The organism is Roseburia sp. 499 (genome assembly GCF_001940225.2).
Taxonomy (GTDB): Bacteria; Bacillota; Clostridia; order Lachnospirales; family Lachnospiraceae; genus Petralouisia.
In genome coordinates this window covers 156,418-172,608 of the sequence record NZ_CP135164.1, presented here as the reverse complement: position 1 = coordinate 172,608, position 16,191 = coordinate 156,418, and the positions used below count along the sequence as shown (strand labels likewise).

Sequence of the window (16,191 nt, the reverse complement as noted above, 5' to 3'; positions counted from 1 at the left end):
CTATTATTCTTCACTGGTTCTTCGCAAATTCGATTCAAACATCCGATTGTAGCCCAACCAGTCTGTATTTCCTTCCGGTACTGCTGCAAATATTTCTTTCATGGTCTCCATCTTGGCATCTGTATTATCTGCAAAGCTAAGAGCAACTGCTTCTGCAAGTGCCGGCTTTTTCGGGGAACCATATTCCAACTCTCCGTGATGTGCCAAAATACAATGCTTTAACTCATTGGCAAGTCGTGGCGGAAATCCCGGAATGGTCCGAATGCGTTCTCCTACCATCTCTGCGCCAATCATAATATGCCCCAACAACTGACCTTCATCCGTATAATCATTTGCCGGGAAAACAGACAGTTCTTCCAGTTTTCCAATATCATGGAACATGGCTGCTGCAAGCAACAAATCCTTATGTAACATAGGATAAGCTTCTGTATAGTAATTGCAAAGTTTTGTCACACTTAAAGTATGCTCCAATAGTCCTCCTACAAACCCATGATGTACGCTTTTTGCGGCACTATGGAACTTAAATCTTTTTTCAAAATCCTTATCTTCTATAAAAAAGCTGGACAACAACTGCTTTAAATATGGATTCTTCATTCCCTGAATAAATCCAACCAGCTCTGTATACATCTGGTCAACGTCCTTGTCGCTTACCGGAAGATAATCTTTCGGATCATATTCTCCCTCCTGCACTTTACGGACACGCTTTACGTTTAACTGCAAAGCTCCCTGAAAACTAGTAACATCTCCCATGACATCTACATAATCAAGAGCATCAAATTCCTCAATTCCTTGAGAATTCGGGTCCCATATCTTCGCATCCAAAGTTCCTGTTTTATCCTGTAAAATCAAGGATTCATATGCCTTCCCTGCTTTGGTAAGTGCAGTCTGTTTCGCCTTGCACAAATAAATCTCTCCAACACGTTCGCCCTCTCGCAGGGTCTCTATATACTTCATAATTTACTCCTTCTAAACACTTTCTATATTGTCTTTCTTTACTGCAATACACCTACTGCTGCACTGCATTCTAAGTCTACATAATCTTCTGCCCCTTGACGTTTTACCGTAATTTTCACTTCGTCTCCCGGATTTAGTCCTATCAATAACTGACTATACTGCTCTACAGAAGTAATTTCCTCACCATTCATTTTTACAATAACATCTGCTTCCTGTATTCCGGCTGCCATAGCAGGTGAATCCATTTCGATTCCTTTCACATATACGCCTTCCGGAATACTGTATTTATCAGAAATATCTTGTGTTACCGTACTGATACGCAGTCCCAAATACGGAATATCCTTGTTATTCGACAAATCCTCTATTATCTGTTTTAACTCTGAAACAGATAATGCAGTAATGGTATTGCGGTCTCCCTGATTACTGTAATCCTTCAACACCAGGCCTACAATTTCTCCGGAAAGGTTTACCAGCACACCACTTCCATTTTCGCTTCCTACCATATCTGTGGTAAAAATCGTATAATTATTATCAATCGTAGTTACTTTGTTCTGTGTAGACGTAATGGTTCCGCACAAAATAGAATAATTTGCGCCCAAAGGATTTCCAATAGCAATTACTACCGTTCCCTGAGACAACACTAGGGAATTTCCAAGAGTTGCTACTGATATTCTATTCATAATATCCTCAGATATGTCGTTTAACGGCACACCGATAATTGCAATTCCTGTATTTCCATCGTACTTTTTCAAAGTTGCAGGAACCGTCTCACCACCATTAAAAGTAATCGTTATGGACTGAGCATCTGCAATAACCTTCTTCTCTGTTAAAATCAACAACTCCTGTCCATTATTGGCAACGATAATACCTGCAGCCTGATTCTGGCTCTCATAAGGAGTGTTAAACCAATCTGTTCCACTGGTAACCCCTGTTACTGTTACCACCGATTTGTTTGCCTGCTTTCCAATCGCATACAATTCTTTCTGCAGGTTCTGATAGCCTTCCACTCCTAATTCTTCCTGCACATATACCGTATCCGGTTCCTGAGGTTGTTGCGTATTTTCTTCTGGTTTCTCCGCCTCTTCCTCCGGTTCTTCATCCTTTGGAATCGTAATCTCCTGATTCTTCTTCGGCTGTGTCCATTCTTCTATACGAGGTTTCAGGCACACAAATACAAGACATGCTACCGCACCGAAAATAATGGCACACAAAATATCATATCCCAAATGTATCAGCATCCGCTTTTTATTAATCGGTTTATCCTTTATCTTTTCCTTAATAAAAGAAAATTCCTCATCATCCTGCTTCATAACGAATTCTCCTGTATCTTTCGCCTTGCGAAACAAATGCTTTGCATTTTTCGTTAACATATCAACTCTTATTATACGTTCTTCCTCTCATTGTTGCAAGATTTTTATTTTTAGGTTAAAATAGACGTAAATATGCGGCATTTTAGAGGGGAAATCGCACTTATAAAAAGGACTAAAAGATTATGAATGAAAAAGTATTAAAAACCTTAGAATATAATAAAATTATAGAACTTCTGACAGAGTATTCCACTTCCGAATCGGGACGTGAACTTTGTCGGAAATTAAAGCCTATGACTGATTTGGAAGCCATAGAGGCTGCTCAGGCACAGACCCGAGACGCCCTTTCCCGTATTTTCAAAAAGGGAAGCCTTTCTTTTTCCGGTCTTCATAACATTGGCGCTTCTCTGAAGCGACTGGAAATTGGCGGCACACTGGGAATAGAAGAACTCCTACGCATTGCTTCTCTCCTAGAGGTTGCAAAGCGTGCCAAAGCTTATTCCCGCAGTGACAGAGAGGACACCAAGGCAGATTCTTTGGATGAGCTTTTTGACAAGGTAGAACCTCTGACTCCTTTATTGGATGAAATTCGCAGATGTATTATTTCTGAAGACGAAATCGCTGATGATGCTTCTGCAAATCTAAAAAATATCCGTCGTTCCATGAAAAATATCAACGACAAAATCCGTAGCCAGATGAATACCATGTTAAATAACACTGACACGCGAAATCTGCTGCAGGATGCTGTTATTACCATGCGTAACGGCCGCTACTGTCTTCCGGTAAAAGCAGAAGCCAAGGGGCAGGTACCTGGTATGATTCACGACCAGTCTTCTACCGGTTCCACTCTTTTTATCGAACCTATGGCAGTAGTAAAACTGAATAACGACTTAAAGGAACTGTTTTTAAAGGAACAGGATGAAATCGAAGTAATCTTGGCCAACTTAAGCGCCCAGGTGGCAGAATACATTCCTTTCCTGAACGATAACTATAAAATATTGACAGAACTGGACTTTATTTTTGCCAAAGGCGCTCTTGCCAAAAGCTACAACGGTACAGCTCCTCTTTTCAACACGGAACACCGTATCCGCATCCGCAAGGGACGCCATCCTCTGTTGGATTCTCACAAGGTAGTTCCTATTGATATTCATCTTGGAGATGACTTTGACCTATTAATCGTAACAGGACCAAACACCGGTGGTAAAACCGTTTCGATAAAAACAGTAGGACTCTTTACACTAATGGGGCAGGCAGGACTTCACATTCCGGCAAATGACCGTTCCGAGCTTTCTGTTTTTGAAGAAGTATTTGCAGATATTGGAGATGAACAAAGTATTGAGCAAAGCCTCAGTACCTTCTCTTCTCACATGACCAATATTATCTCTATTTTAGACCGTGTAAATGAGAATTCACTGGTACTTTTCGACGAATTATGTGCCGGAACTGATCCGACAGAAGGTGCTGCGCTTGCCATTTCCATTTTAACAAGACTTCACAACTTCGGCATCCGCACTATGGCAACTACCCACTATAGCGAGTTGAAAGTATTTGCCCTTTCCACTCCCGGCGTGGAAAATGCCTGCTGTGAATTTTCGGTAGAGACCTTGAGTCCTACTTATCGGCTTTTAATCGGTATTCCGGGAAAAAGTAATGCTTTTGCGATTTCCGGAAAACTTGGATTAAGTGAGGACATTATTGAAGAAGCGAAAAAGCATTTGAGTGAACAGGATGAAAGCTTTGAGGATTTGATTTCCGATTTGGAATCCAGTCGTGTTACCATTGAAAAAGAACGTTTGGAAGTAGAACAATACAAACAGGAAATCGAAGATTTAAAACACAAATTAGAAGAAAAACAGGAACGTATCGACAGCCAGCGTGAAAAAATTATCCGCCAGGCAAACGAAGAAGCTCATGCTATTTTACGAGAGGCGAAAGAAGTTGCCGACCAAACCATCAAAAACTTCCACAAATATGGCAGTGCTGCTCCTTCTATGAAGGAAATGGAACAGGAACGTTCCAAACTTAGGGATAAAATGAGCAATCTGGAAAAAGATATGTCCCTAAAACAGAAAAACGCCCAACAGAACAACAAGGTTCCAAAAAAACTGCGTATTGGAGACACCGTAAAGGTCTTAAGCATGAACCTAAAAGGTACTGTGCATACTCTGCCAAATGAAAAAGGCGATTTATATGTACAGATGGGAATTTTACGTTCTCTGGTAAATATTAAAGACCTTGTATTAGTGGAAGAAACACCGGTATTAGGAAATAAGAAAAAATCTACCGGAGCAGGAAAAATTAAAATGGCAAAATCCGCATCTGTTTCTACCGAAATTAATCTGATTGGTAAAACTACAGATGAAGCTATTGCGCTATTAGACAAATATCTGGATGATGCCTATATTGCTCATATGCCTTCTGTTCGTATTGTACACGGAAAGGGCACTGGCGCATTACGAAACGCCGTACACAACCACTTGAAACGCTTGAAATACATCAAATCCTACCGTCTGGGTGAATTTGGTGAAGGAGACGCCGGCGTAACCATTGCCGAGTTCAAATAAGGAGAAAACACATGGTAGCAAAACAGAAAATTCTTATTGTAGATGATGATGCAAATATTGCAGAACTGATTTCCCTATATCTGACAAAAGAGTGCTACGATACCCGTATGGTAAACGATGGGGAAGAAGCGCTTTCTGTATATGAACAATATCAGCCCAACCTGATTTTATTAGATTTGATGCTTCCGGGCATTGACGGCTATCAAGTCTGCCGGGAAATCCGTACCAAGTCCAACGTTCCAATTATCATGCTTTCCGCAAAAGGAGAGATTTTTGATAAGGTTCTTGGCTTGGAATTGGGGGCAGATGACTATATTATGAAACCCTTCGATTCTAAAGAGTTAGTAGCCCGTGTAAAAGCTGTGTTGCGCCGCTACCAGCCGGTAAAACAGGAAGCACCCGCTTCTGACATTAAATGTGTGGAATATCCTGATCTTGTCATTAACCAGACCAATTATTCCGTACTTTATTATGGACAGCCGGTAGATATGCCACCAAAGGAGCTGGAACTTTTATATTTCCTTGCGTCCTCTCCAAACCAGGTATTTACCAGAGAACAGTTGTTAGACCATATCTGGGGTTATGAATACATTGGCGACACCCGTACCGTAGACGTCCATGTAAAACGTCTTCGTGAAAAAATCAAGGATCACAAATCATGGAGCCTTGCTACCGTCTGGGGCATTGGTTACAAATTTGAGGTGAAGTAGTTGAAACGTACATTATACTTAAAGCTTTTGCTGGGATATGTGGCTTTTGGAATTCTTGGCTTTATTACCATAGCCACGTTTACGTCCCACCAAACTATGGATTACATAGAAAATGAAGCCGCAGAAAACTTATACCGTGAATCTAACTTAATTGCCTCTAATTATGCGGCAGATTACTACCGCCAGACTATGACATTGGATGATTTGAAATCCCAAATCTCTGCCATTGCAGCCTATTTAGATGCAGATATCTGGATTGTTGATACCAAAGGAACTATTCTAATAGATTCTGCAAATACAACTCCTCCCGGTACTCTCATCAAGAACTTTGACATCACTTCCTTCGGTGCAAAGTACTCCCTGGTAGGAACTTTTTATGATATTTATTTAGACGATGTGTTAACAGTATTTTCCCCTATTACCATAAATTATAAGGTAAAGGGATATGTCATGATTCATCAACCATTGACACAACTTACATCCTTCAATAATGGATTTTTAAATATTTCCTATATGACCCTTGCGATTATTTTTCTTTGTGCTTTTGTGGTACTTGGACTCTTTACCTATACGGTATATATTCCCATTCGCAAAATTACAAAAGCCGCCAAGGAATATGCTACCGGAGACTTTACTCAACAGATAAATATTCATACAAATGACGAAATTGGCTATCTTGCAGCTTCTCTAAATTTTATGGCAACGGAGCTTTCCACCTTAGAAGAGGATCAGCGTAAATTTATTGCGAATGTCTCCCACGATTTCCGTTCTCCGCTAACCTCTATCAAAGGTTATATTGAAGCCATTATGGATGGTACCATTCCCTATGAAATGCAGGACAAATACCTGAATATTATACTCTTTGAAACAGAACGCCTGAACAAACTGACGCAGAGTATGTTGGAATTGAATAAATATGGAAAAAAAGGAACTATGCTGGATATTTCCAGATTTGATATTAACAATACCATAAAAATGGTAGTCCAATCTTTTGAAGGGACCTGCAAACAAAAGAAGATTTCCTTCGAACTGATTCTTACGGGACAAACCCTGTTTGTTTCTGCTGATATGAGCAGGATTCAACAGGTGCTTTATAACCTCATTGATAACGCCATCAAATTCAGTCATGCAGACTCTACTATTACGATTGAGACCACTGAAAAGAATGAGAAAGTATTTGTTTCAGTAAAAGATACCGGTATTGGAATTCCAAAAGACAGCCTGAAAAAAATCTGGGAACGTTTTTACAAAACGGATCTTTCCCGCGGAAAAGATAAAAGGGGAACCGGTCTTGGACTTGCTATTGTAAAAGAAATTATTTCAGCTCACGATGAAAATATCAATGTTATCAGTACCGAAGGTGTAGGTACGGAATTTATTTTCACCTTACCATTGGCATAAGATAGGAGAAGCCATCAACCTCTGGCTTCTCCTGTTTTATTTTTTATAATTACTCTTCTTTTTGCTTGCCTCTCCTATTCCTTTTTTAAATTGTAATGTCTACTCCTGTTGCAGCCGCAACGGATGTACAACCTGCATTTGCCGCTACTCCGGTTCCTTCCATCCCGCTTTCAACTGCCGCCATTTGCTGTGCTATCTGCTGTTCCAGTTGAATTTCTGACAACTGCATGGCTTCTATACTTAGGTCAAGTGTAGCACCTGTGAAAGCCCCTGCACCGGTACTATATGGTTCACGCAAATCACGCATCTGTTGCTTTAAATACTCAATATCTGCTTCATTTACTTTACTTCTTTCCTGACTTCTATGGAATTTCTTCTTCCGAATCAACTCTCGGCGTTCCCTTTTCTGCTTTTGAATTCTCTGCATATGATCAATATTATTTTTTTGTTCCTGCTCTCGTTCTTTTCTTACTGCCCGTGACTTTACTTTATTTTTTTCTTGACGCAATTCTGTCTTGGCTTCATTCTCATACTGCTTTTTTGCACGCTCCTCCTGGCGCAAATTTCGAGTTTTCATTTGGGCACACTGAACCATACGTTTTGCATGGGCAATCGCTATATTAAGTTCTCCCTCATCATACTGCCCGGTTCCCTTACATTTCATTAGATTACTAAGTTTGTTTTTTGCCTGGACAGCTACTCTTCCGGCACTCTGAGACTTTTTTGCCCGTAAAACGGCAGTAGACATTTCCCTTGGATTATAATTGAGCTGTTTTTTTCGATTTTTATTCCCACCAGTTGTCTTTCTTGTAACTCTCGATGTACTATTGATACTACCTGTTGACAAAGACATGGATGGCAAAGTTCCGGTTGCCAATCCACTGGCTGTGTAAGACGATACTTTCATCACTTTCGTTCCTCCTTGAAACTTTCATTGCCGGCGCTTCCATGCACCTTTTCATCCCTTAACCAATCTATAGTATATACATCGGTACTTTTAAGGAAAACTTAACCACACTACATTTCCAGATATTGTGTGTATGTTTTACTTTCCTTTTGAAACAATAAATAGAAAAAGAAACGAGGTTTAAACCATGAACGCATTTAATAATGATACTCTTCCGGTAGGATTTGCCATGGGACTTGCCATGGATTTAGATGCTATGAATCATTTTTCCAATTTAACAGAAGCTGAGAAAGAAGAAATCCTAAACCGCGCAAAAGATGCAACATCCAAAGATGAAATGCAAAAAATTATAGGTCAGCTATCTTCTGAACAAATTATTTAGATTAATACTACTTTAAATCCAAAAAGAACCACCGCAAAAGATACATTTTAAATACCTTTTACAGTGGCTCTTGTTACATAATTACGGTATACTTTGAATATTCTCTTCTGTCAGACTCATGTATGGAACTTCCACTTCCCTTCCATTTCCTACATAAGACTCTATGCTTCCATCACCAGACACTCCACTACCTACTTCTTCATAAGTATCTGTATCTTTATTATACTGATACATCGTATATGGCCATGCATTTATATTGTCGCTTTGATTATGTGACGCGTCTGCTCTGATAAATCCATTGTCATAAACTGTCAACTGAGGAAATTCCAGAAGCTCCTGCTTGAGTGCACCAGTCTCACTGTCATAACCATATATAGCCTCTACCATTGTAGCCATAGCACCGGTCTCATATCTGATAATCAGTTCGTCTTCGCCATCCCCATCAATATCATACACTGCAAATGTATTCTCTGACATATCACTTCCATCATAGTCCAATACAGTTCCATCCGGCCAAATACGTTCTGCATAAAGATTTTCTAAGACAAGAATGTAAGCCTCTCTTTTTCCTGCCATCATTCTCGCATCTACAATATCTGTCACTCTATATCTGCCACTCTCTGTCTTATGCAATGTTGCGATTCTCTGGGTGGTATTACGCACTTCTTCCCCTGTATCATCTGAAAAACGTACATTCTCAAACTGGTATTCAACTTTCATCATATCACCCTTAATGATTGCTTTCTGGATAGTAGCATAATTACTGGCACTCGGTTCTGCCATAATAACAGATATCGTCTCCCCAGACACTTTCACGCTACTATAGCTGTTATTATCCTCTTCTTTAAACTGATAATCGGTAAGTACAGATACAAAATTATTTATCTCTGCCAGACTATAAGGTTTCCACGCCCCTTCATTTGCTCTGATGCTATTAATACCAAGGTTCTGATACTCTCCCGTCATAGATACACGGAACACCAACTTGTCTAAAACATCTATACCTACTTCACCATTTGTCATGCTTTCCGGACCATATGCCAGTGTAAATTCAAACTGCTCTTTGGAAAGACCGCCTTCCAGAAGTTCCGGATATGCTCCATCTGTAACCTCTACTTCTATGTCTTCCGGTTCTGCCTCCGGTTCAGAATCAGCTCCCCTGCTCTCCTCTTCTATATCAGTTTCTTCCTCTATTTCTGCACTTTCAACAGGTGTACTGTCATCCTTCTGGCTGTTTATCACCACGGCAACTGTACCCACAGCTACAATACAAATTACGCCTGCCACTGTAATTTTTCCTGCAAGAGTATGTATAAATCCTCGCTTCACTGCATTTCCTGCTGCCTTTGCTCCTGCTGCTTGCAATGAAGATGTATGTACAATCGTACTTGCAATGTTATCTACCATAACTTTTCCCGCTACATCAAATGCCCCCTGTGCTGCCATAGCTTTTTCTTCGGACTTAAGCAGATATAAAAGAAATGGAACAGGTGCAAAGCTGTACAACTTGTAGCCTTTTTTCTGCAATTCTTCTGCCTTTCCCTTAATATTTTTCCTTCCATAATTCAGTCTTGACTTTACAGTATTCTCAGAACATCCTAGTGTCTTTGCTATTTCACTGATACTCTGACCTTCTATATGAAACATCAAAATGCACATTCTTTGTTCTTCTGACAGAGAATCAATTAATTCATGTACCAGCTCCTGTGTTTCCTTTTGTGAATAGGCAATTTCCGGCTGATTCTGTACACTTTCATCCTCTATCTGGTACTCAAATTCTTCCTCTTCTGAATCCTTCGCAATGTCTGCAAAAAGCATTGGATTTTGCTTCTGCAACGCATTTTTTGCCGTATTGGCAACAATAATTCCGAGCCATGCTGCAAAACTTTCCGGATTTTCCAATGTATCTAGCTTTTCAAATGCCCGGATATAGGCATCCTGCACCACATCCTTTGCTGCCTCTTCATTCTGCATATACTTCAAAGCAAGGTAATACTTACTTTTGTAAGTCTCTTCATACAAAAAATTGAACCCTGCTTCATCGCCCTGCTTTGCTAGTTCTACTGCTTCTGCATAATTCATAACTCTTTTCCTCCCTTACTTTTATTGTATTTGCTCTTACGTTTCACTGCCTTGTATACTTCTCGTTTTGTGCCTTGATTCTCTTCGTATTGCTTCATATCTTTCCTTATGATTCGAACAAACCATTGTATCCAACTAAATTTTTGCACTTTACCGCCTCCATTCTACTACTAAGACAAATGGATATGGCAAAAAGTTTTATTCCTCATTGATTTTATTATATTTAATTCCTTTTATATCGTCAACGCATCTTCTTTTCTTTTACAACATTTACAATTTGCATAATTGAACCAACGATAATTACGATGTTGCTCAGTATAATAAGAATTGCTCCGATTCCCCAACTTGCACCATAGTCAATCACAGAAGAAAGGTCATAATATACTACCCATATATTTAAAATTGCAGGAATAAAACTACACATGCGACCTTTTTGAAAATAACCAAGTATTCCAGCTATCAATGACACTATAATAATTCCGATTCCTTCTGTCTGCATATCTCGCAACCCATCACTCATAAATGAAACGGATTCTCCCATAAAAGTTACCGCAGGCATAAAAGTTGCAATAATTGAAACAAGTGCACCACCTAAAACCAACCACTTTAAAATTTTTCTACAATACATAACATTTTACCTCTTTTCTTTCTTAATATAAGTTTCTTTTGGTTTCACTACTATGACAAGACAAGTTGCAAAAAAGTTTTATATTATATGTATATTTTTTTCAAAATATCAAAAGAGCCACTGCAAAAGATACATTTCAAATACCTTTTACAGTGGCTCTTATTATATTACTTTTCCGATTCTCTTATACTAACTCAAGAAGAACTTCTAAAGCACCGTCACCTTTACGCTGACCAATTTTAACGATTCTGGTGTATCCACCGTTACGATCTGCATATTTTGGAGCGATTTCGTCAAATAACTTGGTTGCAACATCTATTGTCTTGGTGTTCTTCTTCTTTCCTGCGTTTTCAGTTGGTACAGATTTTACAGTGTAAAGCACTTTGTTCATCTGACGTCTTGCATGTAAACGGGAAGGAAGGTCTTTTTTGATCTTCTTTTCTACTTCATCGTAAACAGTAACTTTCTTACCATCTACAACTTCTTTTACTCTCTTGCCATCTTTGTCCTTACGGGCAACTTTAGCAGTTACAGTAACTTCTTCAAAGTTATCTTTTTCCTTTACAGCTAAAGCGATTAATCCTTCTGCTACTTTACGGATTTCTTTTGCCTTTGCTTCTGTAGTAACAATTCTACCATTGTTTAATAATGCTGTTACCTGATTTCTGATTAAAGCTTTTCTCTGATCAGAAGTTCTGCCTAATTTTCTATACTTTGCCATTTTAATAATCCTCCATTTGTGGAATATCTGACGATGCCTTTTGGTCTTACTCACCAAATATTATATACTTGTTTGTGTGCCACTCATGAATCTAACGAGGCTTCGCCTTTTGGTCTTACAAACCTCGCCATATATGAGTTGGAATTATTCTTCGCCCGGGTTGAGCTGGAGTCCTAATTCCTTTAATTTTGCTAATACTTCTTCTAAAGACTTACGTCCAAGGTTACGAACCTTCATCATGTCTTCCGGTGTTCTGTTTGTCAACTCTTCTACAGTGTTGATTCCCGCTCTCTTTAAGCAGTTGTAAGAACGAACGGATAACTCAAGTTCATCAATATTCATCTCAAGAACTTTTTCTTTTGCATTGTCTTCTTTTTCAATCATGACTTCTGCAGTTCTTGCGTTCTCAGACAAATCAATGAACAGGTTCAAATGCTCACTTAAAACTTTTGCTGCTAAACTTACTGCTTCATCCGGCTCTAAAGTTCCGTTTGTATAAACATCTAAAGTAAGTTTATCATAGTCTGTAATCTGTCCTACACGGGTATTCTCAATTGATAAATTTACACGCTCTACCGGTGTATAAATAGAATCAACTGCGATTACTCCGATTGGTACATCATCACTCTTGTTCTTGTCAGCGCTGACGTATCCTCTTCCCTTGGTAATAGTTAATTCCATATATAATCTGGAATCAGCACCACCATTTAAGTGAGCGATTACCAAGTCAGGATTTAATACCTGGATATCCGGATCAACCTGAATATCAGCTGCAGTTACTACGCCTTCACCTTCAAATTCAATGTAAGCAACTTTAGACTCGTTTGTTGAGCTGGTGTTTTTTAATGCCAGATTCTTGATGTTCATGATGATTTCTGTTACATCTTCCTTCACACCTGGAATAGAACTAAATTCATGCAATACACCATCGATTTTTACCTGACTGACTGCTGCTCCCGGTAAAGAAGAAAGCATAATTCTTCTTAAAGAATTACCCAAAGTAGTACCATAACCTCTTTCCAGGGGTTCTACAACAAATCGGCCATATTTTTTGTCTTCTGAAATCTCAGCAATTTCAATTTTTGGTTTTTCAAAATCGAACACTACAAAGTCCCTCCTTTTCGGGTATCGTTGCTCATTATTTATTATTTAGAATACAACTCGACGATAAGCATCTCATCAACTGGAACGTCGATAGCTTCTCTGCTTGGTAATTCTTTTACAGCACCTTTTAAGTTTTCCTGATCAACATCTAACCAGTCTGGTACTAATCTTCCAGCAGTTACCTCTAAGATATCTTTGTATCTCTGGAATCCTTTGCATTTTTCTTTAATTTCGATTGTATCTCCTGCTTTTACCAGGTAAGAAGGAATGTTAACCTGTTTTCCGTTTACTAAAACATGCTTGTGGTCAACAATCTGTCTTGCTTCTTTTCTGGTTCTTGCAAAACCTAATCTGAAGATTACGTTATCTAATCTGCTTTCCAGAATGATCATCAGGTTTTCACCTGTCATTCCCTTCATTCTGTCTGCTTTTTCATAATAGTTGTGGAAAGGTTTTTCCAACACACCATAAATGAATTTTGCTTTCTGTTTTTCTCTTAACTGAAGTCCATATTCAGATACTTTCTTGTTTGCTCTCTTTAACTGTCTGTTGGACTTTTTATCTATTCCCAGATAAACTGGATCTAAACCAAGAGATCTACATCTCTTAAGAACTGGAACTCTGTTTACTGCCATCTTAATCTATACCTCCTAATTAGACTCTTCTACGTTTTGGTGGACGACATCCGTTATGAGGTACTGGAGTAACATCTTTGATACTTGTTACTTCAAGACCACATGCCTGAAGTGCACGAATTGCTGCTTCTCTTCCTGAACCAGGTCCTTTTACCATTACGTCTACTGTTTTCAAACCATGTACAAGAGCTGCCTTTGTAGCAGTTTCTGCTGCCATCTGTGCAGCATATGGAGTAGATTTCTTTGAACCTCTAAAACCAAGACCGCCTGCACTTGCCCATGATAAAGCATTTCCTTCAGCATCTGTAATAGTTACGATTGTATTGTTAAAAGATGACTGAATGTGCGCCTGTCCGCGTTCAACGTTTTTCTTTACACGACGTTTTGTCACTTTTTTTGCAGTGTTTTTAGCCATATCTAAACTAACCTACTTTCTTCATATTTAACGATTATCTTGTTACTTTTTCTTATTTGCTACAGTTCTCTTAGGACCTTTTCTGGTTCTTGCGTTTGTCTTAGTCTTCTGACCACGAACTGGAAGTCCTTTTCTGTGACGAATTCCACGATAACATCCGATTTCCTGTAATCTCTTGATGTTCATAGCGATTTCTCTTCTTAAATCACCTTCTACAGTCTGGGATTCATCGATTACTGCACTGATTCTTTTTACTTCTTCGTCAGTTAAATCTCTGACACGAGTATCTGGGTTAACTTTTGCTTCTTCTAAAATACGGGTAGCACTAACTCTACCAATACCGTAAATATAAGTTAATCCAATCTCAACACGTTTTTCTCTTGGTAAATCTACACCTGCGATACGAGCCATGTGTGTTGTACACCTCCATTAATTTCTATAAATGTTAATTGGTATGCATTCCATACCGGTATCATTGCGACAAACCTGCAACACAGTTCGTCATACACACGAAAAACAAACATATACAGCTACGGTTGCTCGTCCTGAAATGTGTGTATATCTTTGCCATGTGTTAAAACTATTCAACTATACCTTCACTCTGCCTTCCTCGGTATCAAAAAAACAGAATCCGGCGGTATCTACCGGTTATTATGAATAGTGAGCAACCCTTCCGGGTGTTTCACTACAGCCGCACATAAATTAAATAAGGAAGTTCTGTTCGCTAACCTCAAGCGGCGCTTAAAGCGGGCTTGCTTTCGCTAATCTCACAGAACGGTCTCACACTAAATTCACGCTATGCTTATAAGCTTGCGTTCATTAAGTGTTTCCGACCTAGCCCTGTCTCTGTTTGTGTTTTGGATTTTCGCAGATAATTCTGACGCTTCCTTTTCTTTTGATGACTTTGCATTTTTCGCAAATAGGCTTTACTGATGATCTTACCTTCACAGCAATTCCTCCTTTCCCAATTGTAAAAGCCCCTGTTTTGCGGATTTCCCGCTTTTCCAAGGGTCTACTCCAAAAGTGTCCGACTAACATTATATCATCGGGCAACAGAAAAAGCAAGCAATTTCGGGGCTTTTTTCAATTTTATTTTATTTTATTTTTATTTATCTCTCCAAATGATTCTTCCCTTGGTCAAATCATATGGGGACATTTCAATTGTTACTTTGTCACCAGGTAAAATACGAATGAAGTTCATTCTTAATTTTCCACTGATATGTGCCAGAATCTGATGACCATTTTCCAATTCTACCTGAAACATTGCGTTTGGCAATTTTTCAACTACTGTTCCTTCTACTTCAATTACATCTGCTTTTGACATTCTTCTTTTCCTCCTGATCTGCGATATAGCTTGATGGCTCTTTTTATTTCTTCATTCCGAAAATTTTCTTTCTGGGTAAACACCTCTGTAACTTCTTTCGGAAGCTTTTTGATAATCTGAATATGTTTTTTATTTTTTTTCTTCGGCTTTTCTAGGGTTTTACCTTTCCCGTCCGCCAGATAATATGCATCGGCTTCTTCTTTTACAATTACATAAATGCTGCCTTTATCGTGACCGGATCTGGATATTGCTAAATTAATATTCATCCATTGTCCTCCTCCGGCATCTATAAACCTAATTCCTCATCTGTGAGGGTTAAAATTTCCGGTTCCCCATCTGTGATTAAAACGGTATTTTCGTAATGAGCGGATAAAGAACCATCTTCCGTTACAACAGTCCAGTCATCATCCAGCCACTCTACATCGTAGCGCCCTGCATTAATCATGGGTTCTATGGCAAGAGTCATGCCTGATTTCAAACGAACACCTCTGCTCTTTTGGGTAAAGTTTGGTATTTGTGGGTCTTCATGAAGATTCGTTCCAATTCCATGTCCCACTAAATCCCTAACCACCCCATAACCAAAGCTTTCTGCGTAAGCTCCAATTGCATTTGAAATCTCATGCAGATGGTTTCCATCCTTCGCGTACTTAATGCCTTCAAAAAAACTCTGCCGTGTTCTTTCTATTAATAATGCGGCTTCTTCAGAAATCTCGCCTATTCCATGTGTTCTTGCTGCATCGGAGTGATACCCTTTATATATTACACCAATATCCAGACTTACAATATCTCCTTCGCGAATAAGACGCTTTTTGGTGGGTATTCCATGTACCACCTCATCATTCACAGACACACATACTGACGCCGGATATCCATTATAATTCTTAAAGGAAGGAATGCATCCAAAGCTTCGGATAATCTCCTCTCCCAGCTTATCAATCTCCCATGTAGACATTCCCGGCTTTAATTCTTTTCCCAAATTCTCATGAACTTTTGCCAGAATTTTTCCTGCAGCACGCATTAATTCAATTTCTCTGGCAGATTTTATTGATACTGACAT

Annotated in this window: 19 protein-coding genes; 4 read left to right on the top strand and 15 right to left on the bottom strand. The window is 39.1% G+C overall.

Annotation, left to right across the window (positions count from 1 at the left end):
• Positions 1-3: 3 nt before the first annotated feature.
• On the bottom strand, positions 4-954 hold the full coding sequence (locus tag BIV20_RS00965) for a 3'-5' exoribonuclease YhaM family protein (RefSeq protein WP_075721557.1): 951 nt from the start codon (positions 952-954) through the stop codon (positions 4-6).
• 38 nt (positions 955-992) lie between these two features.
• Positions 993-2,324 carry a S1C family serine protease gene (locus BIV20_RS00960; RefSeq protein ID WP_242939864.1) on the bottom strand — a complete coding sequence of 444 codons (1,332 nt, stop codon included), beginning with the start codon at positions 2,322-2,324 and terminating at the stop codon, positions 993-995.
• A 122-nt stretch (positions 2,325-2,446) separates the two neighbouring features.
• On the opposite strand from BIV20_RS00960, the gene BIV20_RS00955 reads away from it, so the two are divergent.
• Genes BIV20_RS00955 through BIV20_RS00945 form a run of 3 tightly spaced genes read left to right on the top strand, consistent with a single transcriptional unit; the run spans position 2,447 to position 6,936 of the window.
• Complete coding sequence (locus tag BIV20_RS00955; RefSeq protein ID WP_075721558.1) at positions 2,447-4,825, top strand: endonuclease MutS2; 2,379 nt, start codon at positions 2,447-2,449, stop codon at positions 4,823-4,825.
• Positions 4,826-4,836: 11 nt separating this feature from the next.
• Entirely contained in the window at positions 4,837-5,535 is a 699-nt protein-coding gene (locus tag BIV20_RS00950) for a response regulator transcription factor (protein WP_075721559.1), read from the top strand.
• A complete protein-coding gene (locus BIV20_RS00945; RefSeq protein ID WP_075721560.1) occupies positions 5,536-6,936 on the top strand; it encodes a sensor histidine kinase in 1,401 nt (466 codons plus the stop codon).
• Positions 6,937-7,021: 85 nt separating this feature from the next.
• Here BIV20_RS00945 and BIV20_RS00940 read toward each other — a convergent pair whose 3' ends face one another.
• The gene (locus BIV20_RS00940; protein WP_143524565.1) at positions 7,022-7,846 is read right to left on the bottom strand and encodes a hypothetical protein; all 825 of its coding nucleotides are present in this window, start codon (positions 7,844-7,846) and stop codon (positions 7,022-7,024) included.
• Between the two features lie 184 nt (positions 7,847-8,030).
• Between BIV20_RS00940 and BIV20_RS00935 the strand changes: the two genes are divergently transcribed.
• Positions 8,031-8,225: a hypothetical protein gene (locus BIV20_RS00935; protein WP_075721562.1), complete on the top strand. Its 195-nt coding sequence runs from the start codon at positions 8,031-8,033 to the stop codon at positions 8,223-8,225.
• An 81-nt stretch (positions 8,226-8,306) separates the two neighbouring features.
• On the opposite strand, the gene BIV20_RS00930 is transcribed toward BIV20_RS00935, so the two are convergent.
• The 12 genes from BIV20_RS00930 to map form a co-directional block, all read right to left on the bottom strand.
• Entirely contained in the window at positions 8,307-10,307 is a 2,001-nt protein-coding gene (locus BIV20_RS00930; RefSeq protein ID WP_075721563.1) for an RNA polymerase sigma factor, read from the bottom strand.
• Entirely contained in the window at positions 10,304-10,456 is a 153-nt protein-coding gene (locus BIV20_RS00925; protein WP_158024944.1) for a hypothetical protein, read from the bottom strand. The genes BIV20_RS00930 and BIV20_RS00925 overlap by 4 nt, the downstream gene beginning before the upstream one ends.
• Positions 10,457-10,548: 92 nt before the next feature.
• Positions 10,549-10,935, bottom strand: a complete 387-nt coding sequence (locus tag BIV20_RS00920; protein ID WP_075721564.1) for a hypothetical protein — start codon at positions 10,933-10,935, stop codon at positions 10,549-10,551.
• Positions 10,936-11,119: 184 nt separating this feature from the next.
• Positions 11,120-11,656 carry a bL17 family ribosomal protein gene (locus BIV20_RS00915; RefSeq protein WP_075721565.1) on the bottom strand — a complete coding sequence of 179 codons (537 nt, stop codon included), beginning with the start codon at positions 11,654-11,656 and terminating at the stop codon, positions 11,120-11,122.
• Positions 11,657-11,800: 144 nt separating this feature from the next.
• Positions 11,801-12,760 carry a DNA-directed RNA polymerase subunit alpha gene (locus tag BIV20_RS00910; RefSeq protein WP_075721566.1) on the bottom strand — a complete coding sequence of 320 codons (960 nt, stop codon included), beginning with the start codon at positions 12,758-12,760 and terminating at the stop codon, positions 11,801-11,803.
• Between the two features lie 41 nt (positions 12,761-12,801).
• Positions 12,802-13,395: a 30S ribosomal protein S4 gene (gene rpsD / locus BIV20_RS00905; RefSeq protein ID WP_075721567.1), complete on the bottom strand. Its 594-nt coding sequence runs from the start codon at positions 13,393-13,395 to the stop codon at positions 12,802-12,804.
• 19 nt (positions 13,396-13,414) lie between these two features.
• Entirely contained in the window at positions 13,415-13,810 is a 396-nt protein-coding gene (rpsK, locus tag BIV20_RS00900) for a 30S ribosomal protein S11 (RefSeq protein WP_075721568.1), read from the bottom strand.
• A 42-nt stretch (positions 13,811-13,852) separates the two neighbouring features.
• Positions 13,853-14,221 (bottom strand): 30S ribosomal protein S13, encoded by a 369-nt coding sequence (rpsM, locus tag BIV20_RS00895; RefSeq protein WP_075721569.1) that lies wholly within the window; start codon positions 14,219-14,221, stop codon positions 13,853-13,855.
• A gap of 423 nt (positions 14,222-14,644) precedes the next feature.
• Positions 14,645-14,758 (bottom strand): 50S ribosomal protein L36, encoded by a 114-nt coding sequence (rpmJ, locus tag BIV20_RS00890; protein WP_005339020.1) that lies wholly within the window; start codon positions 14,756-14,758, stop codon positions 14,645-14,647.
• A gap of 157 nt (positions 14,759-14,915) precedes the next feature.
• Positions 14,916-15,134 carry a translation initiation factor IF-1 gene (infA, locus tag BIV20_RS00885; protein WP_016213352.1) on the bottom strand — a complete coding sequence of 73 codons (219 nt, stop codon included), beginning with the start codon at positions 15,132-15,134 and terminating at the stop codon, positions 14,916-14,918.
• Positions 15,116-15,400 carry a hypothetical protein gene (locus BIV20_RS00880; RefSeq protein ID WP_075721570.1) on the bottom strand — a complete coding sequence of 95 codons (285 nt, stop codon included), beginning with the start codon at positions 15,398-15,400 and terminating at the stop codon, positions 15,116-15,118. The genes infA and BIV20_RS00880 overlap by 19 nt, the downstream gene beginning before the upstream one ends.
• Positions 15,401-15,420: 20 nt before the next feature.
• Positions 15,421-16,191 carry a type I methionyl aminopeptidase gene (map, locus tag BIV20_RS00875; protein WP_075721571.1) on the bottom strand — a complete coding sequence of 257 codons (771 nt, stop codon included), beginning with the start codon at positions 16,189-16,191 and terminating at the stop codon, positions 15,421-15,423.

Coding starts and splice junctions, on each gene's coding strand:
- BIV20_RS00965 (WP_075721557.1), bottom strand. CDS start 954: ATGAAGTATATAGAGACCCTGCGAGAGGGCGAACGTGTTGGAGAGATT.
- BIV20_RS00960 (WP_242939864.1), bottom strand. CDS start 2,324: ATGTTAACGAAAAATGCAAAGCATTTGTTTCGCAAGGCGAAAGATACA.
- BIV20_RS00955 (WP_075721558.1), top strand. CDS start 2,447: ATGAATGAAAAAGTATTAAAAACCTTAGAATATAATAAAATTATAGAA.
- BIV20_RS00950 (WP_075721559.1), top strand. CDS start 4,837: ATGGTAGCAAAACAGAAAATTCTTATTGTAGATGATGATGCAAATATT.
- BIV20_RS00935 (WP_075721562.1), top strand. CDS start 8,031: ATGAACGCATTTAATAATGATACTCTTCCGGTAGGATTTGCCATGGGA.
- BIV20_RS00930 (WP_075721563.1), bottom strand. CDS start 10,307: ATGAATTATGCAGAAGCAGTAGAACTAGCAAAGCAGGGCGATGAAGCA.
- BIV20_RS00920 (WP_075721564.1), bottom strand. CDS start 10,935: ATGTATTGTAGAAAAATTTTAAAGTGGTTGGTTTTAGGTGGTGCACTT.
- BIV20_RS00915 (WP_075721565.1), bottom strand. CDS start 11,656: ATGGCAAAGTATAGAAAATTAGGCAGAACTTCTGATCAGAGAAAAGCT.
- rpsD (WP_075721567.1), bottom strand. CDS start 13,395: ATGGCAGTAAACAGAGTTCCAGTTCTTAAGAGATGTAGATCTCTTGGT.
- rpsK (WP_075721568.1), bottom strand. CDS start 13,810: ATGGCTAAAAACACTGCAAAAAAAGTGACAAAACGTCGTGTAAAGAAA.
- rpsM (WP_075721569.1), bottom strand. CDS start 14,221: ATGGCTCGTATCGCAGGTGTAGATTTACCAAGAGAAAAACGTGTTGAG.
- infA (WP_016213352.1), bottom strand. CDS start 15,134: ATGTCAAAAGCAGATGTAATTGAAGTAGAAGGAACAGTAGTTGAAAAA.
- BIV20_RS00880 (WP_075721570.1), bottom strand. CDS start 15,400: ATGAATATTAATTTAGCAATATCCAGATCCGGTCACGATAAAGGCAGC.
- map (WP_075721571.1), bottom strand. CDS start 16,191: ATGTCAGTATCAATAAAATCTGCCAGAGAAATTGAATTAATGCGTGCT.